This window comes from Microcoleus sp. A6-C6, assembly GCF_036705955.1.
Classification (GTDB): domain Bacteria; phylum Cyanobacteriota; class Cyanobacteriia; order Cyanobacteriales; family Microcoleaceae; genus Microcoleus.
Genome location: NZ_JAUBVR010000066.1, coordinates 1 through 24,561, shown reverse-complemented (window position 1 = coordinate 24,561; position 24,561 = coordinate 1). Strand labels below are relative to the sequence as shown.

Annotated in this window: 18 protein-coding genes; 14 read left to right on the top strand and 4 right to left on the bottom strand. The window is 45.2% G+C overall.

Features of this window, described 5'->3' with window-relative positions:
- Window positions 1-40: 40 nt before the first annotated feature.
- The 3 genes from QUB52_RS22170 (at window position 41) to QUB52_RS22160 (ending at window position 2,836) form a co-directional block, all read left to right on the top strand.
- Window positions 41-775, top strand: a complete 735-nt coding sequence (locus QUB52_RS22170; protein WP_332974803.1) for an energy-coupling factor ABC transporter ATP-binding protein — start codon at window positions 41-43, stop codon at window positions 773-775.
- Window positions 776-1,198: 423 nt separating this feature from the next.
- Window positions 1,199-2,203 carry a 2-hydroxyacid dehydrogenase gene (locus tag QUB52_RS22165; RefSeq protein WP_265238332.1) on the top strand — a complete coding sequence of 335 codons (1,005 nt, stop codon included), beginning with the start codon at window positions 1,199-1,201 and terminating at the stop codon, window positions 2,201-2,203.
- 195 nt (window positions 2,204-2,398) lie between these two features.
- Window positions 2,399-2,836, top strand: coding sequence for a CAAD domain-containing protein (locus QUB52_RS22160; protein WP_265238330.1), 438 nt, complete (start codon window positions 2,399-2,401; stop codon window positions 2,834-2,836).
- Between the two features lie 156 nt (window positions 2,837-2,992).
- Here QUB52_RS22160 and aroA read toward each other — a convergent pair whose 3' ends face one another.
- Window positions 2,993-4,348, bottom strand: a complete 1,356-nt coding sequence (gene aroA, locus QUB52_RS22155; RefSeq protein ID WP_265238328.1) for a 3-phosphoshikimate 1-carboxyvinyltransferase — start codon at window positions 4,346-4,348, stop codon at window positions 2,993-2,995.
- A gap of 448 nt (window positions 4,349-4,796) precedes the next feature.
- On the opposite strand from aroA, the gene QUB52_RS22150 reads away from it, so the two are divergent.
- Window positions 4,797-5,300, top strand: a complete 504-nt coding sequence (locus QUB52_RS22150) for a hypothetical protein (RefSeq protein ID WP_265238326.1) — start codon at window positions 4,797-4,799, stop codon at window positions 5,298-5,300.
- 166 nt (window positions 5,301-5,466) lie between these two features.
- Here the strand turns inward: QUB52_RS22150 and QUB52_RS22145 are convergent, their stop codons facing one another.
- Window positions 5,467-5,949, bottom strand: a complete 483-nt coding sequence (locus QUB52_RS22145; protein WP_332974805.1) for a hypothetical protein — start codon at window positions 5,947-5,949, stop codon at window positions 5,467-5,469.
- 147 nt (window positions 5,950-6,096) lie between these two features.
- On the opposite strand from QUB52_RS22145, the gene QUB52_RS22140 reads away from it, so the two are divergent.
- The 4 genes from QUB52_RS22140 to QUB52_RS22125 all read left to right on the top strand — a co-directional run bounded on the left by QUB52_RS22140 (window position 6,097) and on the right by QUB52_RS22125 (window position 8,346).
- Window positions 6,097-6,774 carry a hypothetical protein gene (locus QUB52_RS22140; RefSeq protein WP_265238323.1) on the top strand — a complete coding sequence of 226 codons (678 nt, stop codon included), beginning with the start codon at window positions 6,097-6,099 and terminating at the stop codon, window positions 6,772-6,774.
- 37 nt (window positions 6,775-6,811) lie between these two features.
- Window positions 6,812-6,994, top strand: coding sequence for a hypothetical protein (locus QUB52_RS22135; RefSeq protein WP_332974806.1), 183 nt, complete (start codon window positions 6,812-6,814; stop codon window positions 6,992-6,994).
- Window positions 6,995-7,129: 135 nt separating this feature from the next.
- Window positions 7,130-7,429, top strand: coding sequence for a putative quinol monooxygenase (locus tag QUB52_RS22130; protein ID WP_332974807.1), 300 nt, complete (start codon window positions 7,130-7,132; stop codon window positions 7,427-7,429).
- A 113-nt stretch (window positions 7,430-7,542) separates the two neighbouring features.
- Window positions 7,543-8,346, top strand: a complete 804-nt coding sequence (locus QUB52_RS22125; protein ID WP_332974809.1) for an MOSC domain-containing protein — start codon at window positions 7,543-7,545, stop codon at window positions 8,344-8,346.
- 213 nt (window positions 8,347-8,559) lie between these two features.
- On the opposite strand, the gene QUB52_RS22120 is transcribed toward QUB52_RS22125, so the two are convergent.
- Both QUB52_RS22120 and QUB52_RS22115 read right to left on the bottom strand, forming a co-directional pair.
- On the bottom strand, window positions 8,560-9,429 hold the full coding sequence (locus tag QUB52_RS22120; RefSeq protein ID WP_332974810.1) for a calcium-binding protein: 870 nt from the start codon (window positions 9,427-9,429) through the stop codon (window positions 8,560-8,562).
- Window positions 9,430-9,661: 232 nt separating this feature from the next.
- Window positions 9,662-11,335, bottom strand: coding sequence for a methyltransferase domain-containing protein (locus tag QUB52_RS22115; RefSeq protein WP_332974811.1), 1,674 nt, complete (start codon window positions 11,333-11,335; stop codon window positions 9,662-9,664).
- A gap of 365 nt (window positions 11,336-11,700) precedes the next feature.
- Between QUB52_RS22115 and QUB52_RS22110 the strand changes: the two genes are divergently transcribed.
- The 6 genes from QUB52_RS22110 (at window position 11,701) to QUB52_RS22085 (ending at window position 24,405) form a co-directional block, all read left to right on the top strand.
- Window positions 11,701-15,630, top strand: coding sequence for a glycosyltransferase (locus tag QUB52_RS22110; protein WP_332974812.1), 3,930 nt, complete (start codon window positions 11,701-11,703; stop codon window positions 15,628-15,630).
- A gap of 126 nt (window positions 15,631-15,756) precedes the next feature.
- Window positions 15,757-16,506 carry a peptidylprolyl isomerase gene (locus QUB52_RS22105; RefSeq protein ID WP_265235814.1) on the top strand — a complete coding sequence of 250 codons (750 nt, stop codon included), beginning with the start codon at window positions 15,757-15,759 and terminating at the stop codon, window positions 16,504-16,506.
- Entirely contained in the window at window positions 16,503-19,514 is a 3,012-nt protein-coding gene (locus QUB52_RS22100; RefSeq protein ID WP_332974814.1) for a peptidase domain-containing ABC transporter, read from the top strand. Before QUB52_RS22105 ends, QUB52_RS22100 begins: the two co-directional genes overlap by 4 nt.
- Window positions 19,515-19,566: 52 nt before the next feature.
- Complete coding sequence (locus QUB52_RS22095) at window positions 19,567-21,573, top strand: chromosome partitioning protein ParA (RefSeq protein ID WP_442923216.1); 2,007 nt, start codon at window positions 19,567-19,569, stop codon at window positions 21,571-21,573.
- Window positions 21,574-21,816: 243 nt separating this feature from the next.
- Complete coding sequence (locus tag QUB52_RS22090; protein ID WP_332974816.1) at window positions 21,817-23,601, top strand: hypothetical protein; 1,785 nt, start codon at window positions 21,817-21,819, stop codon at window positions 23,599-23,601.
- 3 nt (window positions 23,602-23,604) lie between these two features.
- Window positions 23,605-24,405 carry a glycosyltransferase family 2 protein gene (locus tag QUB52_RS22085; RefSeq protein ID WP_332974818.1) on the top strand — a complete coding sequence of 267 codons (801 nt, stop codon included), beginning with the start codon at window positions 23,605-23,607 and terminating at the stop codon, window positions 24,403-24,405.
- The last annotated feature ends 156 nt before the right edge of the window (window positions 24,406-24,561 follow it).

Below are 24,561 nucleotides of genomic sequence, written 5' to 3'. Positions count from 1 at the left end.
GGTTAAAAACTCTTAATCCTAAAATCGAGGCAAATAAAAATTGACTAACCTCAAATCACCGCCAACAATCGAAGTGCAAAACCTAGTATTTAGCTATCCCCAGCAAAAACCAGTATTGCGGGGAATATCCTTTAATTTGCAACCCGGAGAAAGAGTCGGCTTAATGGGTTTAACAGGGGCTGGGAAAAGCACCTTACTCGAAAATTTAATCGGCTTAAAAATGCCTCAATCCGGCGAGATTAGAGTGCAGGGAACAAAGCTGGAACAGGCGACTTTATCGCAAGCGCGGAAGCAAATAGGATTTTGTTTTCAAGATGCTAACGACCAGCTATTTATGCCGACAATTTTAGAGGATGTGACGTTCGGGCCGCGCAATTATGGAGTGTCGCTTGGGGAAGCGCGCGATCGGGCTTTAGATTTATTAGACGAATTCGGTTTAGTCGAATTTGCCAACCGTTCGGCCCACGAACTTTCTGGCGGTCAAAGAAGGTTAGCAGCCTTGGCAGCAATTTTAGCATTAAACCCTGCAATTTTAATCTTAGACGAGCCGACGAACGGACTAGACCCCTCGTGGCGCAGGCGTTTGGCTAAAGTTTTGTCGCAATTGCCGGTCGAGGTAATTTTAATCGCATCCCACGATTTGAATTGGATCGGAAAAACAACCCAAAGGGCGTTAATTTTGGCGGATGGTGAGATTAAAATTGACAGAAAAACTGAAGAGTTGATGAAAGATACATCAACTCTTGAAAGTTATAATTTGCCGCCAGATTGGTAATCGGTGATTTGTTTGTAGAGTGCTACAACATCAGACTGTAAGTTGCGAGATCAAAGGAGGCTGAGCCTCCGAATCTGCATTACCAGGCAGAGCGAAAGTAACGAGCAATTGCTTAAGTTATTAAAATTTCATTCGTAATGCCAAAAATTAGCTTTTTTTATAGAGCAATACGGTTTACTTAAGACTATCCAGGCGGTAAAAAATTATGAAAAATAAATACTGCGATTGCTTTCCTTCGGATCGCTTCGCTAACGTTCCTCGCAATGACAATCTTAAGTGAACCGTATTGTTTTATAGAGGCTTTCGTTGGGAAAACCCGAATTTTTCCGGGAAATTGTTTTTTGGGGTTAGGGAGTTTTGGTGGGGAAAGAGAGTTAATCTGGAAAGAATTGCTAACTATTACTGAATTTGCAGGCAAAAATCATGAAGGTAGCTGTATTCAGCACGAAATCCTACGATCGCACTTTTTTAGAAGCAGCCAACGCTGGCCAACACGAGTTGGTGTTTTTTGAACCGCGCCTGAACCTGGAAACGAGCGTGTTAACTGCGGGATTTCCGGCGGTCTGCGCGTTCGTTAACGACACTTTGGACGCAAAAACGCTGCGGGCGATCGCCCAAAATGGTGTGCGCTTGCTGGCTTTGCGATCGGCCGGATTCAATCACGTCGATTTAGCAGTAGCCCGCGATTTAGACTTAACTCTGCTGCGAGTTCCCGCTTATTCTCCCTACGCCGTCGCCGAACACGCAGTCGCGATGATTTTGTCCCTCAACCGCAAAATCCACCGCGCCTACAACCGCGTCCGCGAAGGCAATTTTGCCCTAGATGGCTTGTTGGGTTTTGACCTCCACGGGAAAACGGTGGGAATTGTCGGAACAGGGAGAATTGGCGCAATTACTGCCCAAATTCTGCACGGATTCGGGTGTCGCCTGCTGGGATACGATGTTTACCAAAACCCAGATTCCCTAGCCCTGGGGATGGAATACGTCGCACTCCCAGAACTATTCGCCAACTCTGATATTGTCAGCCTCCACTGTCCGCTGCTACCGGAAACTTACCATTTGATCAATGCAGGGGCGATCGGGCAAATGAAACCGGGGATGATGTTGATCAATACCAGCCGCGGTCAGTTGATTGACACTAAAGCTGTTACCAAAGGACTGAAGTCTGGTAAAATTGGCTACCTAGGCTTAGATGTTTATGAACAAGAGACGGATCTGTTTTTTGAGGATTTGTCAAATCACGTTATTCAAGACGACGTATTTCAGCGCTTGCTGACTTTCCCCAACGTCCTGATTACCGGACATCAAGCTTTTTTCACTCAGGAGGCTTTGCAAAATATCGCCGAAACCACGATCAAAAATATCACCGATTTTGAACAAGGGCGTACTTCTCCCAATCAAATCGACCTCAGTGAATTAAAAAAATGAGTCAAAAGAGCGATTTTGCAGCGAGGGTAATTGTTTAAAATCAATTGATATGTTTGTTTTGCTTGCAATTTGTGAAAGTCTGGCTTAATCTCATCAATTAGTCCCGGCTGCCAGAATGCTGTGCTAAATGCCGGATAATTACACTGGCAGCAACTCAAAGCCTGCAATTTTACTTGACACCGGAGGAAGTATCAAATGACACAAGCTAACTTTTCTGACGACACACAAACGATGACTGAAGTGGTCACAGTAGACCTAGTGCCCGATGAAGCGGGGGTCATGACTACAGTGACAACTACAGAAACACCGACGGGCCAGTTCCAAGATATTAAAGACCAAGTTCTCACAATTTTGTCGGAACTTCCAGCCTATGCCTCCAGTTTTTTTGCTGAATACCAAAAGCCCCTGGTAACTGTTGGTTTAATCCTGGCAGGCGGTGTTAGTATTAAGGTAATGCTGGGAGTTTTAGCGGCTCTTAATGATGTCCCTTTGGTAGCTCCCGTTTTTGAGTTGATTGGTATGGGATATACGGGTTGGTTTGTTTACCGCTATCTCCTCAAGGCTTCTACTCGCCAAGAGTTATTAACGGAAGTTGATTCTTTAAAAGAACAAGTTGTAGGCAAAGATTCTTAATTGGTCAGTTGACAGTTGACAGTTGACAGTTGACAGTTATCAGTTGACAGAAGGAAGAGGGAATATTGGGAGCATCTCAGTTTTGCATTTTTTTAAAAGATGAGATGCTCTCGGCAATATTTGCCAAATCTTCCCCTCTCCCTCACTCTCCCGCTCTCAATTTGACTGGCAAATTTGTTGCAAAGTGGCGGTAAAATCGGGGTAGGAAATGGCAGCGGCTTCGGCCCGATGAATGTTAGTAATACCTGTGGCGTTCAGGGCTGCGATCGCCAAACTCATCGCTATTCTGTGATCAGTATAGCTGTCAACATCCGCGCCAGTTAACGGAGTTCCCCCGGTAATTTCTAAACCGTCGGGTAACTCGGTAATTTTGGCTCCCATACGGTTGAGTTCCGCCGCAGTCACGGCTAGCCGATCGCTCTCTTTGACTCGCAACTCTGCCGCATCTCGAATTATTGTAGTACCCGACGCAAAAGCTGCCGCTACTGCCAAAATCGGGATTTCGTCAATTAGTCGGGGAATTAAGTCGCCAGCAATGGTGCATCCCCGCAACTCACTGGAATAGCGAACCAAGATATCCGCTACCGGTTCGCCAGCCGCCTCTCGCTGATTTTGCAGTTCAATGTCAGCCCCCATCATCTCCAAAGCTTCCAAAATACCTGTACGAGTTGGGTTGACTCCGACATTTTCGACTACGAGCTCGGAACCTGGGACGATCGCCCCAGCCACTAGCCAAAAGGCCGCCGAACTAATATCTCCCGGTACAATTACCTTCTGTCCTTGCAGTTGTGATCCGCCAGTGACTGTCACGCTACAAGTTTCTGGATCGACGGTTAATTTGGCTCCAAACGCCCGCAACATCCGCTCGCTGTGATCCCGTGAGAGCGCGGGTTCTGTGACTGTAGTTTCTCCCTCAGCCATCAAACCGGCCAGTAAAATGCAGGATTTAACTTGAGCTGAGGCGATCGGCGAATGGTAATGAATCCCTTTTAACTGCTGTCCGAGTATCGCTAAGGGAGCTAAAGAATTGCCCTTTCTACCCCAAATTTGTGCTCCCATTTGTTGTAGCGGTTTAATGACGCGCGACATGGGGCGCGATCGCAAAGAACTATCACCCGTTACCGCATAAAAAAGCCCCGGATGAGACGCTAAAATTCCCAACATCAACCGCATCGTCGTGCCGGAATTACCCGCGTCCAAGACTTCCACAGGCTCCTGTAACTCGCCAATTCCGACACCCTTGACTGTCACCAGTTCCGCGTTGAGTTCAGAAACGGAGGCTCCCAGGAGCGAGAAACATTTAGCAGTGCTGCGGGGGTCTTCTCCTAGCAGCAGTCCCTCAATTGTAGTTTCACCGTGGGCGATCGCACCCAACATCAAAGCTCGGTGAGAAATCGACTTATCGCCCGGAACTCGAATCCTGCCTCGCAGCGACAAGCCCGCAGCAGGTTTTTGAATGCTTAAAGTTTGATTTTCGCCCTGAAGCGAAGTAGTTATAATGGCAGCTTGCATGAGATAGACTAGGATGGGACGGCGTTAGCTATCCTACCCTTTTCCCAGTCCTAAGTCATACCATTTTAGATTTGATATTTGAGATTTTAGATTGGAGAATGACAGACGGCATAAGGGTTTGGAGCAGGTGCATACAGTTCCATTATTTGCTGAAACTGATATCAGCGACAGGGGAGAGCAGATCCAACTGCACGGATTTTACCTGAATTTCATAATTACTGTCCGTATATCTGCTGAGATTTCATGTCTAGATCTCAGTTATCGATCGAATAATTGACTTTGGATTGAACAATTTTTTTATATGTCTGACTGCGAGTTGTAGATTTTGCATTGTTTTTAACCAAAAGCTCCGGAATTTGGAGCCCAGATCATCTAAAATCTAAAATCAAAACTCTAAAATCTCAAATCCCAAACCGCCCGATCCACAATAACTCCTAAACTTTTATTTATGCTGACGCATCACCGCAAGCCTGTAAGTTTATCGCTGGTATCCACAGATTTACCTTTGTGGTCAGTTGTTGAAACCGCTGGTACGCTATATCAAAAAGACCGCGATCGCTTTCACTTGTTGTTGCACGAACCAGCAATACTCGATCGCCAATTTGTAGACGAATATGACGAATCTGCCGAGCAAATTTCTATCTTACCAACAACCACAAAACCCCGGTTGCTGTGGCTAGAAGTGTCGCCCTATCGAGTCGTTATGACCATGCAAGGAAATGGCAAATACAGTTACCGTCACTGCTGGGAACGCGGAATGTACGGCCTGAGCCGTTATTGGCTTCAGGGCGAATCGCTGGCGACTCCCGAACAGTTGCGCCTGCGGAACTTCACCCGCAACTTGACGCTGACAGGCAAGCCGGAACCGGAACACCTGCGGTTAGAATATGAGTTGTGGTCGGAAAAAGTACAACTCGGTTGCTATATTTTGAATCTAGAAATTCATCATTAAATTTGAAAATGGGTAATTAGTCATTAGTCATTAGTCATTAGTCCTCAGTCCTCAGTCATTAGTCATTAGTCCTCAGTCATTAGTCATTAAGTAGGCGATCGCCAAAAACAATCACATCTTGCAGGGTATTATAATTGATGTTCTGGTTTTTTTGGCAATGACCTACTTACCGATCGCTCTTACAATAATTAATTAGTTTGCTAGTCAAATCGTCTTGCTCCACGGCTGCTTGATTTGCCCGCTGTCCGGCTCGGATAATATCCGCTTGAGCTCTTTTGATTTGCTCTCGACCTTCTACGCTTGTAGAAGCCCGATTTCCTGCCTCAAGTGCTTTACCTATGTCGCCGATTCCTTGACCCATTTCCCGGAAAGATTTAACCGACGGCCCCTGAAATTCTTTGAGGGTTGCATCTGTGATTCGCAAACCCTCAATTTCTTTAGCTGTCTGGTTCAAATCTTTAGCTAAGTTCTTGCTCGTTGCAGCATCGTAGGTGCCTTTTTTAAGATCGATGAGAGCGTTGCCTTTGGTGACAATTTCAATCAATTTGGTACATTGGACAGTTCGGTTCTCGCCGCTGCAACTAATCGTCAGCGTACAGCAAGCAACAACTATGAACAGGATGGCAATCTGTTTGCGAAAAAAGTACATGAATCCTCGGTTGCAAAAAAAGTATATTCTGGGATTTTGTAGTAGAGTGCCTCAGCGATTAGCCGATCGATATATCGACTGTCGAAACACTCCTGCGGCTTTCAGACACGCTCTGCTAAGCTAAACTACGTAACTGTTTTAGGAACTATGGTCAAAAACAGCAATAACCTACAGAAGGGCAGCATTTGGGGATATCTTACCCTGCTTTTGCCTATTTGCTTGACGGCGGTTGCCAGTTTCGAGTCGGGAACGATGTTTTGGGCGATCGCCACCACAGCGGGCATTGCTTGGGCTTACAAGCTCTACCAGCAGCAGCAAAAACACAGACTCGCTCATTTAGACTCGGTTTTCTACAAGTTGATCAAGGAAAATCAAGGGCGAGTTACGGCGTTGGATTTGGCGATGAATGCGAAACTCCCCGGATCAAAGGTTCAAGAATATCTCGACGAACGAGCTCTGGAGTTTGCCGCCGATTTTCAAGTAACGGAAGAAGGCGGAATTTTGTATTATTTTCAAATTGCTCCAACTGCCACTCAAAGCGAAACACCTAATGTCGCAATAGCTGTTCAAGAGCCTCCCACAAATCGGGAAAAAACACAAGAGAAAAAACCCAATTTATTTCCCATTGCTCCAACCAAAACTCCAGAAAATCCCAAAATCTCTTTTACTCAGACAGAGCTTTCCCGCAGGTTCAAAGTTCACGCAACTACGATCGGCAAATGGAAAGTTAAGCCAGAATTTGCTCAGTGGAGTCGCGAAAAAGACCCGGAGGCGATCGCCTGGGAATATTCTACAGACAAAAAGCGATTTTATCCCAAAGATTGAGCGGAACAGTTGACAGTTGACAGTTGACAGTTGATAGTTGACAGTTGACAGTTGGAAGAGGGAAGTTCGGCAACGGATTCGCTCGACGGATTTAACGGATGGGAGGAAGAAGGAGGGGGGAAGAGGGAAGAAGGTAGAATATACCAAGAAACCCGGTTTCTACGATTTTCTGCGGTTGGTAACGAAAAATCTGGAAAGAAACCGGGTTTCTGAGACTTGAGCGCGTCCTGGAAAGATTATGCTGGCTGTTGACCGATCGACCTCTTTCGGTTATTTTAAGTAAAATCCTGTTTAATTGAGTTTGCCCGATAAAAATCGGTAAAGTCGATCGCCATATCTATTAACTTTATCTCCTATGTCCACACCAACCTTGCGAGTAGTCGCCCGCCTCGTCGCCTTTCCCGACAAAGTAGCAGAACTTAAATCTCTGCTGCTGAGCATTATGGAGCCAACTCGCCAAGAACAAGGCTGCATCAAATACGAACTCCTGCAAAATCAAGCCGATCCCACAGATTTTACTTTTGTTGAAGAGTGGGAAAGTGCAGCTTTACTCGAAGTACATCTGGCTTCAACTCACCTTCAAGCTGCTGTGCAGAAATTAGACGGTTTAGCAGTAGCACCTCCAGATATCCGCCGCTATGAATTGCTAGCTTAATCGGGTTTTAGGTTCAATTTAATTAATGTCTGCGATACATCTTTGATCTCACTCTTCCCCCTTAATAAAGGGGAAGAGTGAGAGTTAAAATTGTAGTAACTTAGGAAAAGTTGATGACATTAGCAACAATAAAACAGTTATTCACTTACCCAATTAAAGGCCTGACACCGCAAGCAATGTCGGAGTTTGCTTTAACAGCAGGACATGGCATTAAGGGCGATCGCGCTTTTGCGCTAATGTTTGCAGATAATCTGGAAGCTGCACAGATTCCCGCCGAAAACGCACCTTGGATGAGCAAAAAATATTTTGCCGTTCAAAACGATTGGCCTCTGTTAGCAGCTTTGGAATGCCATTATCAACCGGAAACGACCGTTTTAACAGTACAGCGTCAAGGAGTTGCAGTATTATCAGCAGAAACAAATACAGCAGCGGGGCGCGATCGCATCAGCACCTTTTTTACCGAATATCTGGCGGCAATTGAACCGACAAAAGAAGCGAGACACCCGCAGCTTGCGCCTTTGCGGTTGGTTGGTGACAGCAGTGGCGAAACTCGTTATCCCGATCGACAACCAGTACATATTTCTCTCCTGAGTCAAGCCACACTAGACCAATTAACCGACATCGCCCACCAAAACATAGACGTGCGCCGATTTCGTCCGAACATTGTCCTAGAGGGCGTTTCAGCTTGGTCGGAATTTGAGTTAATCGGACAACAGTTTCAATTAGGTACGGCGCGGATCGAAGTGACAGCACGAATTGGTCGCTGTGTCAACGTAGAAGTAAATCCACAAACGGGCGATCGAGATATTCCCCTACTCAGTTTACTACAACAAGAATTCGGTCACGCACAAACCGGAGTTTTAGCCAAAATCATCAACAGCGGTACAGTTAAAATCGGCGATGTTTTGAATCCGTAGAAAACTGTGCGGTTGAAGAAAACCCGGCGGTTGAAACCGCGTCTATACAAACAAAACCTGCCTCCGCAGGTTGAAGAAAACCGGGCGGTTTCAACCGCCGTCTTGTCTTATCTTCTCTTCATTCCGTGGAGGCGGAATTCGTTTGTGTAGGCGCGGTTTTAACCACCGTCTTATCTTGTGGGGTGGGCATCTTGCCCGCCCCGAATAGGCTGATTATCCTTCCTCCGAAATCCGCACCTTATTACCAATCAACTTTAGAAAACTCACTCCAAAATGTTGAATTTCCAAAAAATTAGCATAAGCAGAAGTTGACTTATAAACCCTAAAAGTCCGCATAATTCCCAAAGTCGCCGCACTTTCCAGCGGGCCAACAAAGCTAGTATCCCTGTCCAAAAAATGAGACTGCTTAGCCCAGTGAGCCATCTGTTCCGCATTCAAAAAATAGCAGCCAGAATGAGGATTCAAAGTCCGCTCAAAAGAGATTGGCTGTTCCATAATTTTCCCCACTAACTGCGGCTGCTGCTCCACATTTTGAAAATTAGCAGTAGCTCCTGCTACTAAATCACCATCAATATATGCTTTAAAAACAGCCCCTTGAGGTGATACTTCATAGCGATTCGGTTGCAACAAATTTCCATTTCCCCCGTGATGCGTAAACCAATTTAATTTACTAAAAAACGACGGATCGTGCAGAACTAAATCATCTTCCAAGTAACAAAAATAATCATATTTGTCAAGACATGATCGCAAAACAGCTTGACACTCAAATCCTAACAGCAGTGGTTCGCATTTGGTAGCGTGGTGCATAAAAGACCTCGGCTGCACCGGCAATTGAGGCAACAGGTGATAACCTTGAGTAGTGCAAACAACAATGTCAATTTCGTGCTTGTGACTTTGATTGACTGGCACAGTTGCACATTCAGCAATGTCAATCATGCACTGAGATTTGCCATACAAAGCTTGCAGCGATGTTACGCAAGCAGTTAAAGCATTTAGTCGCGGTTGTGGATCATTCCGCTGGGAAGCGTGTTTTCCGTCGCCACTGGGATTGTAGAAGTGAGCAATAGTGAATAGGATTCGCATTTGTGTGGATTAACAATTAAAAAATTAAACAATAAAACAGGATACCGGGCGGTTGAAACCGCGTCTATACAGACAAAACCTGCCGACGCAGGTTGAAGACTGGACGGTTAAAATTACGTTATTCTCTTCAGTCGGCGTCCGGCTGACATCGTTTGTATAGCAGCGGTTTCAACCGTACGTCCTATCCGATCCCAAGCGTATTGCACAATAAGCCCTATAAATTTTACCGCATTCAGTCGGTAAATAACTCAGGCAGCCGATCGCGCAACTCAGCATTTAAACGCGGCAAATCATCCCGCATTTGCAAGTACCAATCTCGCCGCTGGCGGTAATGTCCGCACAACAAGCGGTTATCGCGCACCCATTCGTAAGCATTCGCGGCTATTTCTTGGCGCATAGAAGTGTCAGAAATCAGCGAATTTAGCTTGATTTCAAACTCTTTTTCATGTTTGTAAATCAATCCGGTTTCACCTTCGACAATCGAATGTTCGTACACAGTTGGACTTGCCAAAACCGCAACTCCCCGCGCCGCACATTCAATGAATTTCAAATCTGATTTCATTTCGTTAACCGGGTTGGCAACGAGCGGCAGCAAAGCTATATCGCAACTGTACATTATTTCTTGATATCGTTCATAACTGCAAAATGATTCAAATTCCTTTTGCTGTATTTCCAAGGCTTCAAAAAATCGGCGGTCGTGGATAACTTTAACTCGAATCCGGTGTTTGTGTGCAACTAAAACTCTATTCAGTGCCGCCATAATTGGCTGCCAATCATTTTCGCGATTGAGCGCACCAAAAAATATTGTGACGGTATGTTCTGCTGGATAGATTCGCGGCGGAGGTAGATAAGCTAGTTGATTGGGAAATACGGCAACATTATGATTGTAGTGTCGCAAAATTTTGGCTAGCGGTTCTGTTGTAGTTTGAACGCAGTGACAGCCGCGATAGCTGAGGTAATTATTGTCTGCGTATTCGCGACGGCGGATGGGATTGTCGTCAATTTCGGCTACTATTAAATAGTCTTGTTGTAGTAGTTCTTTCAGTTTGGGAATGTAGCCTGGATATTGCATGATTGTCCGCTGCCAGATGAAGACTTTTTCTTCTCCAGGTAACGGAGGAATTAATTCTGCTGCTTTTACTGCGGATACGGTGCGGACACCGGGAATTGTGGCGCTAAATTTGTCCGGTTCCAAAACTCGCACGCGATCGCACCCTGTAGGAGCCATAATAATGGTTTGGATCAGCAGTCTCCGGGGCGGTATGGTCGATTTTGTCGATCGCACGATATAATATTCAGCACCCGTTTCCGTAGCAAAATCGCTGGATTTGAGCTCTAAGGCCTTCACCATTGGATACAGCAATTGCTGGAATTGGGCAAAATTTTCCGTTTTGTGTCCCTGCCCTTGCAATTCGTACACCTGCAATCCGGCTTGAGCAAATAATGATTTAATACTTTCAAGGGTAAACCAGTGCTGCATCTTGCTGTCGGGATTTTCCCAATGTCCCCGCAACAGATTAACAATGCGCCGCCAGTATTGAACGTTGGGAATTGTCGCGAAAACTTGCCCCTCCGGCTTCAGCAAAGCACTGTACTGCTGTAGTATCTCCCAGGGGTTTTTAAGATAGGGTAGCAAGTCGCCAAAAATCAAGCAATCGATGCTGCCGGGGGCGATGTCGAGACTTGCGATCGCAATTTCTTCAAGATCGGCTACCGTCACCCAGTTTAGCCGATCGACTGCAATTTTAGCTTTTTCTCGATCGCACTCAATGCCAATATACTGACAATGGGGATTAATCAGCTTGTACTGTTCGCCCCTAGAACCCGTACCGCAGCCAATTTCGACAATGACTTTAGCATCCGGCGGTAGCAGCTTGAAGAGGTCGTGGTTGACGCGATCGATCACTTTCCCTAAAATTCCTGATTAGTTATCGTAAAATAAAACTGAACAAGCCATGCCGACCGACAACCAGCCGAAGGTTAGCATTTCGATGCCAGTATACAATGGCGATCGGCACATTTGTCAAGGACTAAATTTTCAGTGACCAACTCTATCTCTTCCCTCTCTTCTCATCCTCTGCGTCCTCTGCGTCCTCTGCGGTTCAATTAAATCTTGTTCACCAATCCTGCAAAGATTGCTATATATTAGCAAATATTGAGCAAAATTATAGTTTCGTCTCAATTCTACCCTCATTGAGCGCAATTTAGATGATCAATTAATTCGGCTTTCCCCAAAATTAACACCACAATTTGCTCAATATATTCAAAACTATGAACTATAATCTAGGACTTAACATCGCCGGCTACATCAACGGCGAATTTGGCATAGGAGAAGGAGTAAGAGCAAACATCAGAGCCGCAGAAGCCGCCGATATTCCCTTCGTCATCAACAATTTTACCCGCAGTCCCCACCGTAAAAAAGACACCACATATCAAAACTTTAGCCCAGACAATCCCCATCCAGTAAATTTAATTCAAGTCAACGCCGATGAAGTTGAAACATTTATCAAAGATAGAGGTTCCAGCTATTTTGAGCATAAATATAATATCGGCTTTTGGGCCTGGGAAATTTCCGTATTTCCCCCAAGATGGCAGACAGCATTTAACTACTTTCACGAAATCTGGACTTACAGCAATTTTTGTGCCGAAGCAATTGCCCAAGTCTCGCCAATTCCCGTCATCAAAATCATGCCCAGTATTTCTTTGCCTGCACCTTCCCTGAGCAGAGAAGCACTTAATTTACCTCAAAATAAATTTATTTTCCTGTTTGTATTCGACTTTTGCAGCCGCATTGAGCGCAAAAATCCTTTGGCGACAATCCAAGCATTTAAAGCAGCTTTTGGCGAAGATGACCGCGTATTATTAGTTTTCAAATCTTCCAACTCAGACAAAAATCTCCAAGATTTAGCATTATTAAATTCTGCCATAGCCAATTGTTCAAATATAAAACATTTAGACGGGTATTTGTCTAAGAATAAAATTAACGGTTTGCTTGACAATTGCGATTGTTACGTATCTCTGCACCGCTGCGAAGGATTCGGCTTGACAATGGCTGAGGCGATGTTTTACGGCAAACCTGTAATTGCCACGGGTTATTCATCAAATACAGAATTTATGAATGTCGGTAATAGCTTTTTAGTTAAGTATAAATTAATTCCAATTGAGCAAGATTGCGGGCCTTATAAAAAAGGTAATGTTTGGGCTAAGCCGGATGTTGAACACGCTGCTGAGTTAATGCGATATGTCTTCAATAATTACCAAGAAGCTCGACAAATTGGAGTGGTAGCTGCTGCGGAAATTCAGACTTTACTCAATCCGCAATTTACAGGTAGTAAAATTAGAAAACGTCTCGAATATATTGCCGAGATTACCGATAATTTTCAAAACTTGCCTCTGTCAGCCACAGCCAAAGCAAATTCTGCAAAAATTCAGGGTGACTTGTATAGACATTCCTTGTCATTGCGAGGAACGAAGCAATCTCATCCCCAAGCCGACTTGCAATCATCGCAGCCCAATATTAAATCAAAAGTTGAATTGCGAAGCTGGCAGCCTTTGGTGAGCATTTGCATTCCGACATACAACGGAGAAGCATTTATTGAGGAAACAATCAAAAGCGCGATCGCCCAAACGTACTCTAACATAGAACTGATTATATCCGACGACGGCTCCACAGACCGCACAATTGCGATCGCCCAAACCTTCCAATCCCAAACATCCGCCGACTTCCGCATCATCCTGCACCGCAACTACGGTTTATCACAAAACTGGAACTTCTGCATCAAGCAAGCCAAAGGTGAATACATCAAATTTCTGTTTCAAGACGACTTACTCGCACCAGAATGTATCGAAAAAATGGTCGCCGTCGCCCAACAAAACCCAGAAATTGGCATGGTTTTCTCCCCGCGCGCTATCACCATCGCTGAAGATGAATCTCACCCAATTTTGCGAAGAGCTTCCAAATCAATCAAAGACTTGCATAAAAGTTGGTCAAATCTAAAATCAATTCAGCCTGGAAAAGAATTGCTAGCAGATACTAACTGCTTAAACAACCCCATTAACAAAATTGGCGAACCGAGTACCGTCTTAATTGCCGCCAGAGTTTTTGCAGAAATAGGATTATTTGATTCAGGATTATCTCAGTATGTAGACTTAGATATGTGGTGGCGGATTATGGGGAATTATCACATCGGGTTTGTAGACGAAAAACTGTCGTCACTGCGGATTCATCCCGAACAACAAACTTGGAAAAACTTCGCTGCTGGGGAAAATCATAAAGATGTCGTCAGATTTTACAAGAAATTACTAAATAGTCCTGATTACAGTTTCCTGAATCAACAAATTAAACAGACAATCCGCCAAAAGTTAGCATCGAGAACCCAGCCTAATATATCTGACTTGTCAGCACTGGTTGAAAAGTACAAAAAATTGCCATCAAACCATTCTCTTCTGGCGCAAATGCGCCAACACCGCCAACAACTAGCTGAATATTGGCTGAATTATCCCATCGAAAAATTAGCAAGTGCTTACTCGCAAGCAGCCGGGAAAGCTCATAAATTGCTACTAGATAGCCACCTCAAACATGAAACTTTAACGGAGTCGGAACAAAGTTTTGTCCAGCAGTTATGCTCGAAACTTGCTGAAGTAGGGGAAGTTGCCGATCAGATTCAATATTCTCTGGCAGCAATGCTGTACCGCGAGGCTTATCAGTTGCCGTTAGAGTATAAAAATTCAGCGATTCCCCAGTGGTTTTTTGATGATTTTCTGAAATTCCTATTTCAATCTCCGACTTGTTTTCAACAAACGGGAGAGGTTGAAAAGTATTCTGAATATTTCGAGGATTTAATCGAGTATGTTGCTGCGAATATCGCCCGTTTTCCCGATGCAGAAGTTTGGTGTTATGTAGCGGCATTTATTGCCAAGAGTGTTAGCTTCAAATTTTTGTATTTGAACGATGCAAATTTGCTCAATGTATTGAACCAGCGAGCTGATATTCTGGAATTTCACTTAAAAAATATCGGCTCTAAAATAGACTGGAATTTTGCTGATAAAAAACCTGAAGGAACTAAGATTAGAGTCGGCTTTTTACTCGATAAAATTAGTGCTGAATTAGAGACTTTTGCTGCAATTCCAGCTTTTGAATATTTAGAAAGAGACAAATTTGAAGTTATCGTGTATTATTTCCAGGTAGAAGATGAGCGACTGGCGAAATATTGCGAAAGTTGCGCTGACCAACTGGTGCAATTGCCGGCAGATTTGCAAGAGCAAGTGCAAGAAGTTCGATCGCACGATTTAGATATTCTGCTAATTTGCACTAATATCGCCGACACATCTCAACCAACCGCGCTGCTGTGCTTGCACCGACTGGCGCGCGCGCAAATGGCTACCGCTGCATCAAATCCCGCCACCACCGCAGCCCGCAATATCGATTATTTGATTGTCGGAGATTTGACATTGCCCGCAGGCGCAGCAGCAGAGTATCGCGAACAATTAATTACTTTAGAAGGTTCGGGAGTTTGTTTCAGCTATCCTACTGTAGAGTTAGCACCTGCCACAGTTGAACCGACTCGCAGCAGTTGGGGAGCCACCGATGAATCTGTAGTGTTCATCTCCTGTGCTCGGGCTTGGACAATTATCCCAGAATTGCGAGAAACTTGGGCAAAAATTATTGCCGCCGTACCGAATTCTATTTTAGTTTTGTATCCCTTTCGCTCCCGCGCCGAAAACTATCCGACGGTGCCTTTTTATCACCAAATTCGATCGACTTTCGGGGAATTTGGGATTGACAAAAAGCAGTTAGTTGTGATACGGGCGCTACCAAATCGCGCAGATTGCATAAAATGTCTGGAATTGGCTGATATATACTTAGACTCCTATCCATACAGCGATGTCGGCTCCTTAGTAGAACCGCTGTTAGTGGGGTTGCCTGTAGTGGCAAGAAAAGGGCAAGAAACTCGCGATTCGCGCGTCGCAGCAGTCCTCGAAGAATTACAACTTCCGGAACTGGTAGCAAACAGCGAGAACTCTTATATAGAACTGAGTACAGCACTGGGAACCAATCCAGAACTGCGCCGGCGCTATCGGGATCGAGTCCAGCAAACAATGCTGGCAAATCCCAAAATTCTCGACAGCCGCGCTTACTCCCATCAGATAGGCCAACTATTTGAAAGGAACCCCGTCAGGATGCAAAGCGTCAAGAAATAGACAGCAATAGCGCTAGCTTTCTTGAGGCTCTGCTATCATCGGGGAATCGACGGGTTAGTGGTTGTCGCTCTTTTCCTGCCACACCTAAATTAAAAGGGGAAGCGCAAGTCAGTTGGAGATTAAAAAATGACAGGACTTTTTCAAATAGGCGATAAATTACTGCAAGCTCAGGATATGCCATCGCTCCTGAAGCGTTACCAGTTGATGCCCCAATTCTTACGGGGTGTAATCATCGACCAAGCGATCGCATCCTTTAGTTGCAGCGACGAAGAAGGCCACTCCGCCGTCGAGAACTTTCTGGCACAGCACCAACTGACAGCCCCTGAAGCCAAAGAAGCTTGGCTGCGCAGTCAAAATATGACGGAAGAAGAACTTCAAGAGATGGCCGTCAGGCCCTTGCTGATCGAAAAATTCAAGCAAGAGACTTGGAGACCTAAAGTAGATAATTATTTTTTAACCCGCAAAGCCAGCCTAGACCACGTAGTCTATTCCCTGGTGCGCACCAAAAACCCAGCACTGGCAAACGAACTTTACTTTCGCATCCTGGAAGGGGAACAAAGCTTTGCCGAAGTGGCACGCGACTTCTCGGAAGGCCCCGAATCCAAGTCTGGCGGCTTGTTGGGCCCAGTACCCCTGAGTCAGCCTCACCCAGCAATCAGTAAACTTTTATCAGTCAGCCAGCCAAATCAACTCTGGACGCCGCGTCCTCTGGCAGAATGGATGGTAATTATTCGACTAGAAAAGTTCATGCCAGCCCAGCTCGATGAATCGATGCGGCTGCACTTGATTAACGAACTCTTTGAAAGCTGGCTCGCCGAACAAATATCGCAAATAGGCCCGCTACAGCCCCTCTCTTCTGTGTCTTCAATATCATGACTTCTTCCGCTGTTTCCCTCTCCCAAATTCAGGATTTCTTAGCTCAAACACCTCCCTTTGACCGTCTCTCAGAGACTGCTCTCACGGCCTTGGTGGCTAAATGCCAGCTCCTTGGCTACCGGACGGGGCAACCCCTGTTTGAACGCGAAAAAATGCCGACTCAGGTGGCAATTATCTATCAAGGACAGGCCCGGCTGTTGGGCTTTGACCAGCGCTCGCAGCGCCACGTGAGTTTACGATTGGTGCAGTCAAAGGAAATTGTGGGCTGGGCTGGCTTGCTCAGGGGTGTTCCCTGCGAAACTGCGATCGCCTCTACGGATGTCGTCGCGATCGTCATACCTGCCGAAGATTTCTTGAGTGTACTGGAAAAACAGCCGACATTTGGAGAAGCTTTTCGCGATCACTGTTCCTTGAGCGAAGTATTTGAACTGTTGAGTCTGGAATTGCAGCGCCAAGCCGATGGTACTTCTAATCTCAAGGAACTGACTATGCACGCTTGGCAAGACGCGACGGTTGTCAACGTGCCAAGCGGTAACAAAAAAACTCAGGATCTCGCACAAGAGCTAGATGCCGATCGAATTTGGCTCGTCAGCAGCGGCGTTTTGGGCGAGTTTCCCACCGGCAGCCGCTTCTCTATGGAAAATGCAGCCAAATCGTTAAAAGTAGAAGGCCGCGCGGGCGCTCGCTTAATTGGCTTCCGCGAACCCCCAGAATCTCAACCAGACCCATCAAGCGTATTAGATGCCGAGACAGAGATAGCAGGCTTTGGCGAGAAGCCACCTGGTGGAAAATTGCTCGACATTACGATCGCCCCAGAGCGTCCCCCAGAACCCGGAGACAACCAACCAAAGGATGCGGCGAGATACCCAATTTTCCGGGGCAAAGGGCAGATTGACGCGCCCCTAGCTTGCTTCCAGATGTTGAGCAAGTATTTCGGCCTAAAATTTCGGCGAGATATTATCCGCAAAGTTCTCGAAAATCAGTTAAAAACTGCGGGTTCTATCAGTATCCAAGCCTGCGGTGCGATCGCCCAAAGCATCGGCCTAACGCCCCAATTGGCGCAAGTTCCCGCAGAAGCCATCAACCGCATCAAAGCCCCGGTAATGATTAAATGGGAAAATAGCTTTGCCATTATTTACAGCATTACCGAGCAAGAATTGGTGATAGCGACAGCCGAAAAAGGGCTGATGCGGAAGCGAGTACCTCAGTTTAAAGAAATCTGGGGAGAATCAGGAGAAGTCCTGCTACTGCAAGCTCCGCAAGTCGAACAAAAAGAGCAGTTCAGCTTCTGGTGGTTTGTGCCGGCGCTGATGGAACACAAGACAGTGTTTTTTGAGGTATTGCTCGCCTCATTTTTCGTGCAGCTATTCGGTCTGGCAAACCCATTAATCAGCCAAGTAATTATTGATAAAGTATTAGGTCAGCGCAGCATTGACACCCTGGATATTTTGGGGGCGTTTTTGTTAGGTGTTGCCCTGTTTGAAGGACTGCTAAACGGTTTGCGTACCTTCTTGTTTATAGACACCTCAAACCGCATCGACGTTAAATTGAGTGCAGAGGTAATCGACCACTTGCTCCGGCTGCCCCAGAATTACTTTGACAATCGGCGCGTCGGAGACCTGGTTTACAAATTCAGCATGATGGGCCAGATTCGGGAATTCATGACGAGCACAGCTCTGACAGTGGTTCTTGATGCAGTATTCTCGGTGGTCTACGTCGCCGTGATGCTTTCCTACAGCGTGAAGCTAACCTTCGTATCTTTGGCAGTGGTACCGGTACTGGCCGTGATGATTATTCTGATCAATCCGCTGGTGCTGCGCTTGATTAAACAGAGAAATATGCGTTTTGCTGACTCTCAATCCTATCTAGTGGAAGTAGTCAGCGGAATTCAAACTGTTAAAGCTCAAAACATTGAATTGAAATCTCGCTGGGAGTGGTCTAGCCGCTACGCCAAATACATTACAGCCAGTTTTAAAACAATTATCACGGGGACTACGGCAGGTACGATTAGCAGCTTTTTAAACCAGGTGGGTAACTTGGCTCAGTTGTGGGTGGGAGCTTATTTGGTACTGAGCAATGACATTACTTTGGGTCAGTTGATTGCTTTCCGAATTATTTCGGGGAACGTGACTGGTTCGCTGCTCAGGTTTGTGAGCGTGTGGCAGAGTTTCCAAGAAGTCTCGATGTCGATCGATATGCTCAAGGATGTGGTCGATACGCCGACGGAAACCAGCGAGGAAGACAGGAGCAATATCCCGCTGCCGGCCATTCAAGGTCACGTTAAGTATGAGGAGGTTTCCTTCCGATTCCTCGAAAGCGGCTCATTGCAATTGGCGAATGTGAATTTGGAATTTCCCGCTGGCAGTTTTGTAGGAATTGTGGGGGGAAGTGGTTCCGGTAAAAGTACGGCGATGAAGCTGTTGCAGCGTCTTTATCCGCCGCTTTCGGGCAGGATTTTTATTGACGGTTACGACATTGCCAAGGTGGAGTTATATTCGCTCCGCAGTCAACTTGGAGTAGTGCTACAAGATACTTTGCTGTTTAACTGCTCTGTACAAGAAAACATTGCTCTAAGTAATCCCGACGCGAGTACGGATGAGATTGTCCGAGCTGCAAGACTAGCGGTAGCTCACGATTTTATTATGGGCTTGCCTGCTGGCTACAATACAATAGTTGGAGAGCGAGGATCTTCGCTTTCTGGGGGTCAAAAGCAACGGATCGCGATCGCCCGGACGATTTTGCAAAACCCGAAACTGCTAATCTTGGACGAAGCTACAAGCGCCCTGGACTACCATTCCGAACGCCAGGTTTGCAATAACTTAGCAGAATCTTTCGCCGGTCGCACGGTGTTTTTCATTACTCACCGCCTGACTACAATTCAAAACGCCGACATAATTATTATGATGGATCAAGGCTCTGTAGTCGAGCAGGGAAGTCATAAAGAATTAATGGCTCTTAAAGGACGTTATTATTGCCTCTTCCAACAACAAGAGTCATCGAATACTTGATATCTCAAAACACACAACTGATCGCTAACAATTAGTAATTGAGAAGTAACATATGGCTATGAAATCGATCACACTTTCTGAGCAACCAATTATTCTCGAAAAACCAGCGATTTGGTCGCACTTGTTTTTGTGGATGATTATGCTGATGACCACTTCTGCGGTGGTTTGGGCTTATTTTGCTAGCGTAGAGCAAGCTGTCCCCGCTGTCGGCCAATTGGAACTCAAAGATGGTGCTAGAGACATCCAAGCACCTGCTACGGGCGCTGTGGTGAGACTTCACGTTGAAAATGGCGATCGGGTAGAAAAAAACCAGCCTCTGCTTACTTTCAACCCCCTCGCACCCGGTGCCGATTTAACGTCGATCCAGAAAACTAAAGAAGCGCTGGAAAAGGAAAATAAATTTTACGAAGATGTTGTAAGCGGCAAAGTTCAAGGCCCTATTCCTTCTAACCTAGAATCTACCATCAAGGACAGACAGAGCCTGGTTGCACAAAATCAAGTGCTGCAAGCTCTGATTGACGAGCTTTACCTCAACAGGGGATCGAGCGGAAATTTTGATGCCGCTCAGCAAGGACTGTATGTTAATTATCGATCGGAATTTCTCTCTCGCGTAGCCGCAGCCCAAGGTCAAGTTCAGGAGTTGGACAAACAACTCAAGCAAGCTGCAAATGCTGAGAAAGCCGCCGGCGATCAAATGACGGTAGCACAGCAACAATTTGGTTTTGCTCAGAACCAATTAAATTATTCTCAGCAGCAGTTAGCTTCTTCACAAGAGCAAGTCAAATCAGCCCTGGCTCAGAGAGATTTGGCTGACGAACAATTAGTGAAATCCCAACAAGTATTGAAGTCGAATCAAGGCATTTTGGGCAGACTCGGCCCGCTGGTGGAGCAAGGAGCCATCGCTGAACTGCAAAAAGAAAAACAGGAACAAGATGTTTTCAGAGGCCAAAGCGACGTTCTGAAACAGCAAGATCAAATCAAGCAGCGCGAAGGAGAAATCAACGCCCGCAAAGGCGAAATCAACACCCGCCGAGGTGAGATCAATACGCGCCGAGGCGAAATTAATGCGCGTCAAGGTGACATCCAAAAAATAACCGCTGAAGTACAGCGCCAGCAAGGAGAGCAAGCGCGCATTCAGGAGTCTATCGCCCGCGCCCAAGAACAGTTAAAAAACACCAAGGATGCCTGGGCCAGAGAACTGTACACCAAAATTGCTGACAACGAAAAACAAATTGCCAGCAGCGATTCTCAACTCAGCCGCTTCAAAGTGGAAAACCTGAAAAAGTTGTCCGAGGTAAATGCTCAGTTAGAAAAGGCCCAACAAAACCGCGATACTCAAATTCTGAAGTCTCCTGTATCTGGGGTAATCTTTGATTTGAAACCTTCTAAGAAGGAGAATGCGAAGTTGGATATAGCGAAAGATCCGATTTGCCAATCCATCATTAACTCAGTCGTGAAGCCTGGGGAGCCACGCCCAACACGCTGTGAAGAAGCTTATTATGAAGCGCAGCAAACTGAGAAGCTGCTCAAGGTTTTGGACGACGAAAACGGTCTGGAAGCAGTTGTTTACCTGGAAAACAGCAATGTGGCTCTGGTATTGGATGCTTTGAGACAAAAGCGCGAGAAATTGGAGCCGTATCACGGAAAACAATTAGACGGAGAAAAGATTGACTGCGAAAAAGGTAAAAGCTGCGTTTGTCCTGAGAAGGAAGTTAATAGAGAGAAATTGGGTTTGACAAAATACCAATGCGTGCCTGTTGATGTAAATGTTGAAGCTTTCCCGGCGATGGAGTTTGGTACTGCTGAGGGTGAAGTGAAAGAGATTAGCAAGGATGCTGAGCCTCCTACGGAACTGCGGAAATACTACGCTTTCAAAACCAAAATTAAGCTCAAGACTCAAAAGTTTGTGTTGAACAAGGACAAGCCAAATCAACAAGAAGTTAACTTGCAGTCGGGAATGGCCGTAAGCTCTAATATCAATATCGGCAAGCGGACTGTTTTGCAGATGTTTATCAACCGATTTACTGGCAAACTGGATACGTTCAAGACTGTTAAGTAATGATTTAGGGGTAGCCAGAAACCAGGTTTTTCACCCAGATATGCGCCCCCAACCGTCAATTTCAGTAAGAACCCGGTTTCTTGAGTCTCAGAGTAGGGAGCAGCAGAAACCGGGTTTTTCACCCAGATACGCGCCCCCAACCGTCAATTTCAGTAAGAACCCGGTTTCTTGAGTTTTAGAGTACCGAGTATTTAAGCCGGTTTGAGATAAAATGGTGATGGCAATTGGTGCGATCGCACTTCCATGAAAAAATATATTTTATTCACCTTCTATCTAATTCCTCTTCTCCTGTTAATCGGATTTGTAGCCAATTTTAGCGTTAACGTTCCCATTGACGACGAGTGGAGATTAGCCAGCCTATTTGAAAAAATAGCACAGGGAAATGTAAATTTCCAAGATTTTTGGGCTTTGCACAGCAATCACCGTATAGTGTTTCCGAAAATCATTATTGCAGTGCTGGTTTTTGCCTCCCAATGGAATATTAATTATCAGTTGTGTCTCAGCATAGGTTTGGCGCTGATAACTTTTATCGCTATGTACAAGTTATCCTCGATGCAGGTTAAGAATGTTGGGGATGATTTGTGGCATTTAGCTAATATTTTAACTTGTATTTTGGTATTTTCCCTAGTTCAGCATGAAAACTGGCTTTGGGGATTTCAATTAGCGTGGTTTTTTGTAAATTTGTGTTTTGTTGCGGCGGTTTATGCGCTGGTTTCAACTCACAAATTATTGCCTAATATTAGAATTTTTATTGCTGCTATATTCTGCTTTATTGCTAGTTTTTCCCTGGCTCAAGGCTTGCTGTCTTGGTTGGCTGCGGTTCCGGCTGTGGTGGCTGTGGAGGGAAATCGAGTACAGAAAAAAAGAAGATTGATCGCATGGATGTTGTTGTTTGCGGCAACTTGTGCTATTTACTCAATTGATTATCATCCTAGCCGGAAAACAAGTATTATTTCATTGTTAAATAAGCCGCTGGTGGTGATTGATTACTTTTTAAGTTTGTTGGGTTCGCCCATTGTTAGATTACCTGTATTTGCTGTATTTGTGGGATTGGTAATATTTGCAAGTTTTGTATTTTTTGTATGGCATTTTGGGCAGAAGATTCTATCAATTGATTTGGGATGGGGTGGAGATCGGCAAGATGCCCATTCCACAAGTCCTTTGGGATGGGGTGGGGACGGGCAAGATGCCCATCCCACAAGTCCTTTGGGATGGGGATATCAGGCTGTACCTTGGCTGTCAATAGGTTTGTTTTCGGTTTTATCTTCTTTGTTTATTACGGCTGGTAGGTCAGAATTTGGGGCAATTCAGGCGCTGGAATCTTCTAGATATACGACTAATTCGATTTTGCTGTTAATTGCTTTGGTTCAGCTAGGACAGTTGTTTGTCCGAGAAACAACTGTCGCATTAAAAAGTAAATATAAATTTGTTTATCGGGGATTCGCAGGGCTATTAATTGGTATAATTATTCTTAACTCTCAGCAGGCGATCACCCAAACTCGCTCTGCACTTCTTTACAAACAAGGTGCTCAAGATTGTTTGCAATTGATTAACTATCTGGAACCGTCGGAGTTTTTCAAGAATTCGCCGGAAAGCTGTTTGAGAGTGCTGAGCAAAAAAACTTGGCTGGTGAGAGATGGCGCTGCAATTATCGATCGCATAGGTTGGAGAAAATTCGCAAAAAATGTAGAGTTTATTTCTAATTCCGAGAAAGTTTACGGCTATTTAGACAAACCTAAAACTAGCCAAAAATCTTTCAAGGCTGCTGGTTGGGCTGTTTTCCCGCAGAATAAAAAACAGCCGAATATCGTACTGCTATCTGTCGGTGACAAACAATCTTTTTTTGCTAACGCTTATGTGAATTTGGACAGCCCGGATATTGCTAAGATTTTGAAATTGCAGTTGTACAATAATGCGAGGTGGGCGGTTGATGTGTCGGGTGCCGATTTGCCGATCGCTCCTACAGATATCAAAGCTTGGGTGTATAATCCTGTTGACAACCAGTTTGTCCAGTTGCGCGGAGGATGAGGAGTGAAAATTTCGGTGATTATACCAGCCCACAATGAGGAGGGCTGTTTGTATGGTACTGTGCGGGCGATCGCCCAGACGCTCGATTTAGAAGAGATTCCGCACGAAATTTTGATTGTGAATGACAATAGCACCGATAAAACCCTTGAAATTTGCCAGGAATTATCGCGGGAATTTCCCACAGTTAGATACATCAACAATCAGCCTCCCAACGGTTTCGGATTTGCGGTGCGCCGGGGTTTAGCGGAATTTGACGGCGATGCTGTAGCAATTGTGATGGCGGATGCTTCCGACGATCCCATAGATTTGGTAACAGGATACCGCAAATTGCAAGAAGGATATGACTGCGTTTTCGGTTCCCGATTTATCAAAGGCGGCTTTGTTGTTGATTATCCAATTCACAAATTAGCAATTAACCGCTTAGCAAACTGGTTTGTAAAAAGTATTTTCGGCTGGCGCTATAACGATGTTACCAATGCTTTTAAACTCTACCGTCGAGAAGTGATTGAAGGCGTACAGCCGATTTTGAGCCATCATTTTAATTTGACTGTAGAACTGCCTTTAAAAGCAATTGTCCGGGGTTTTTCCTATGCGGTGATTCCTCTGAGGTGGTACAATCGGACTGCTGGTATTTCTAAGCTGAAAATCAAAGAGATGGGCAGCCGATATTTATTTATTGTCTTGTATGTCTGGCTGGAAAAACATCTCTCTCGCGGCGATTATCACCGAACTAGAAAGATGAATGAGTTAAAATTAGATTTATTGTCAAAGTCAAAGACTGAAGTGCTGACTGCGAAGGAATGATGACTAATGATTTTGGCAGCGCCGCCATTGATACTTTGATGGCGATACTACTGCGTACCAAAATCGGGACTGCAACTTAGGCAGGGGGAACGCATCTTATTGAACACTGTTCATCAGTGATGAGTATATTTTAAGATAAATTCACCATTGTTAGAA

What these genes read in the sequence shown, in the direction of transcription:
- QUB52_RS22165 (WP_265238332.1), top strand. Translation starts at nt 1,199, where the DNA reads ATGAAGGTAGCTGTATTCAGCACGAAATCCTACGATCGCACTTTTTTA.
- QUB52_RS22160 (WP_265238330.1), top strand. Translation starts at nt 2,399, where the DNA reads ATGACACAAGCTAACTTTTCTGACGACACACAAACGATGACTGAAGTG.
- aroA (WP_265238328.1), bottom strand. Translation starts at nt 4,348, where the DNA reads ATGCAAGCTGCCATTATAACTACTTCGCTTCAGGGCGAAAATCAAACT.
- QUB52_RS22150 (WP_265238326.1), top strand. Translation starts at nt 4,797, where the DNA reads ATGCTGACGCATCACCGCAAGCCTGTAAGTTTATCGCTGGTATCCACA.
- QUB52_RS22145 (WP_332974805.1), bottom strand. Translation starts at nt 5,949, where the DNA reads ATGTACTTTTTTCGCAAACAGATTGCCATCCTGTTCATAGTTGTTGCT.
- QUB52_RS22140 (WP_265238323.1), top strand. Translation starts at nt 6,097, where the DNA reads ATGGTCAAAAACAGCAATAACCTACAGAAGGGCAGCATTTGGGGATAT.
- QUB52_RS22130 (WP_332974807.1), top strand. Translation starts at nt 7,130, where the DNA reads ATGTCCACACCAACCTTGCGAGTAGTCGCCCGCCTCGTCGCCTTTCCC.
- QUB52_RS22125 (WP_332974809.1), top strand. Translation starts at nt 7,543, where the DNA reads ATGACATTAGCAACAATAAAACAGTTATTCACTTACCCAATTAAAGGC.
- QUB52_RS22120 (WP_332974810.1), bottom strand. Translation starts at nt 9,429, where the DNA reads ATGCGAATCCTATTCACTATTGCTCACTTCTACAATCCCAGTGGCGAC.
- QUB52_RS22110 (WP_332974812.1), top strand. Translation starts at nt 11,701, where the DNA reads ATGAACTATAATCTAGGACTTAACATCGCCGGCTACATCAACGGCGAA.
- QUB52_RS22105 (WP_265235814.1), top strand. Translation starts at nt 15,757, where the DNA reads ATGACAGGACTTTTTCAAATAGGCGATAAATTACTGCAAGCTCAGGAT.
- QUB52_RS22100 (WP_332974814.1), top strand. Translation starts at nt 16,503, where the DNA reads ATGACTTCTTCCGCTGTTTCCCTCTCCCAAATTCAGGATTTCTTAGCT.
- QUB52_RS22095 (WP_442923216.1), top strand. Translation starts at nt 19,567, where the DNA reads ATGGCTATGAAATCGATCACACTTTCTGAGCAACCAATTATTCTCGAA.
- QUB52_RS22090 (WP_332974816.1), top strand. Translation starts at nt 21,817, where the DNA reads ATGAAAAAATATATTTTATTCACCTTCTATCTAATTCCTCTTCTCCTG.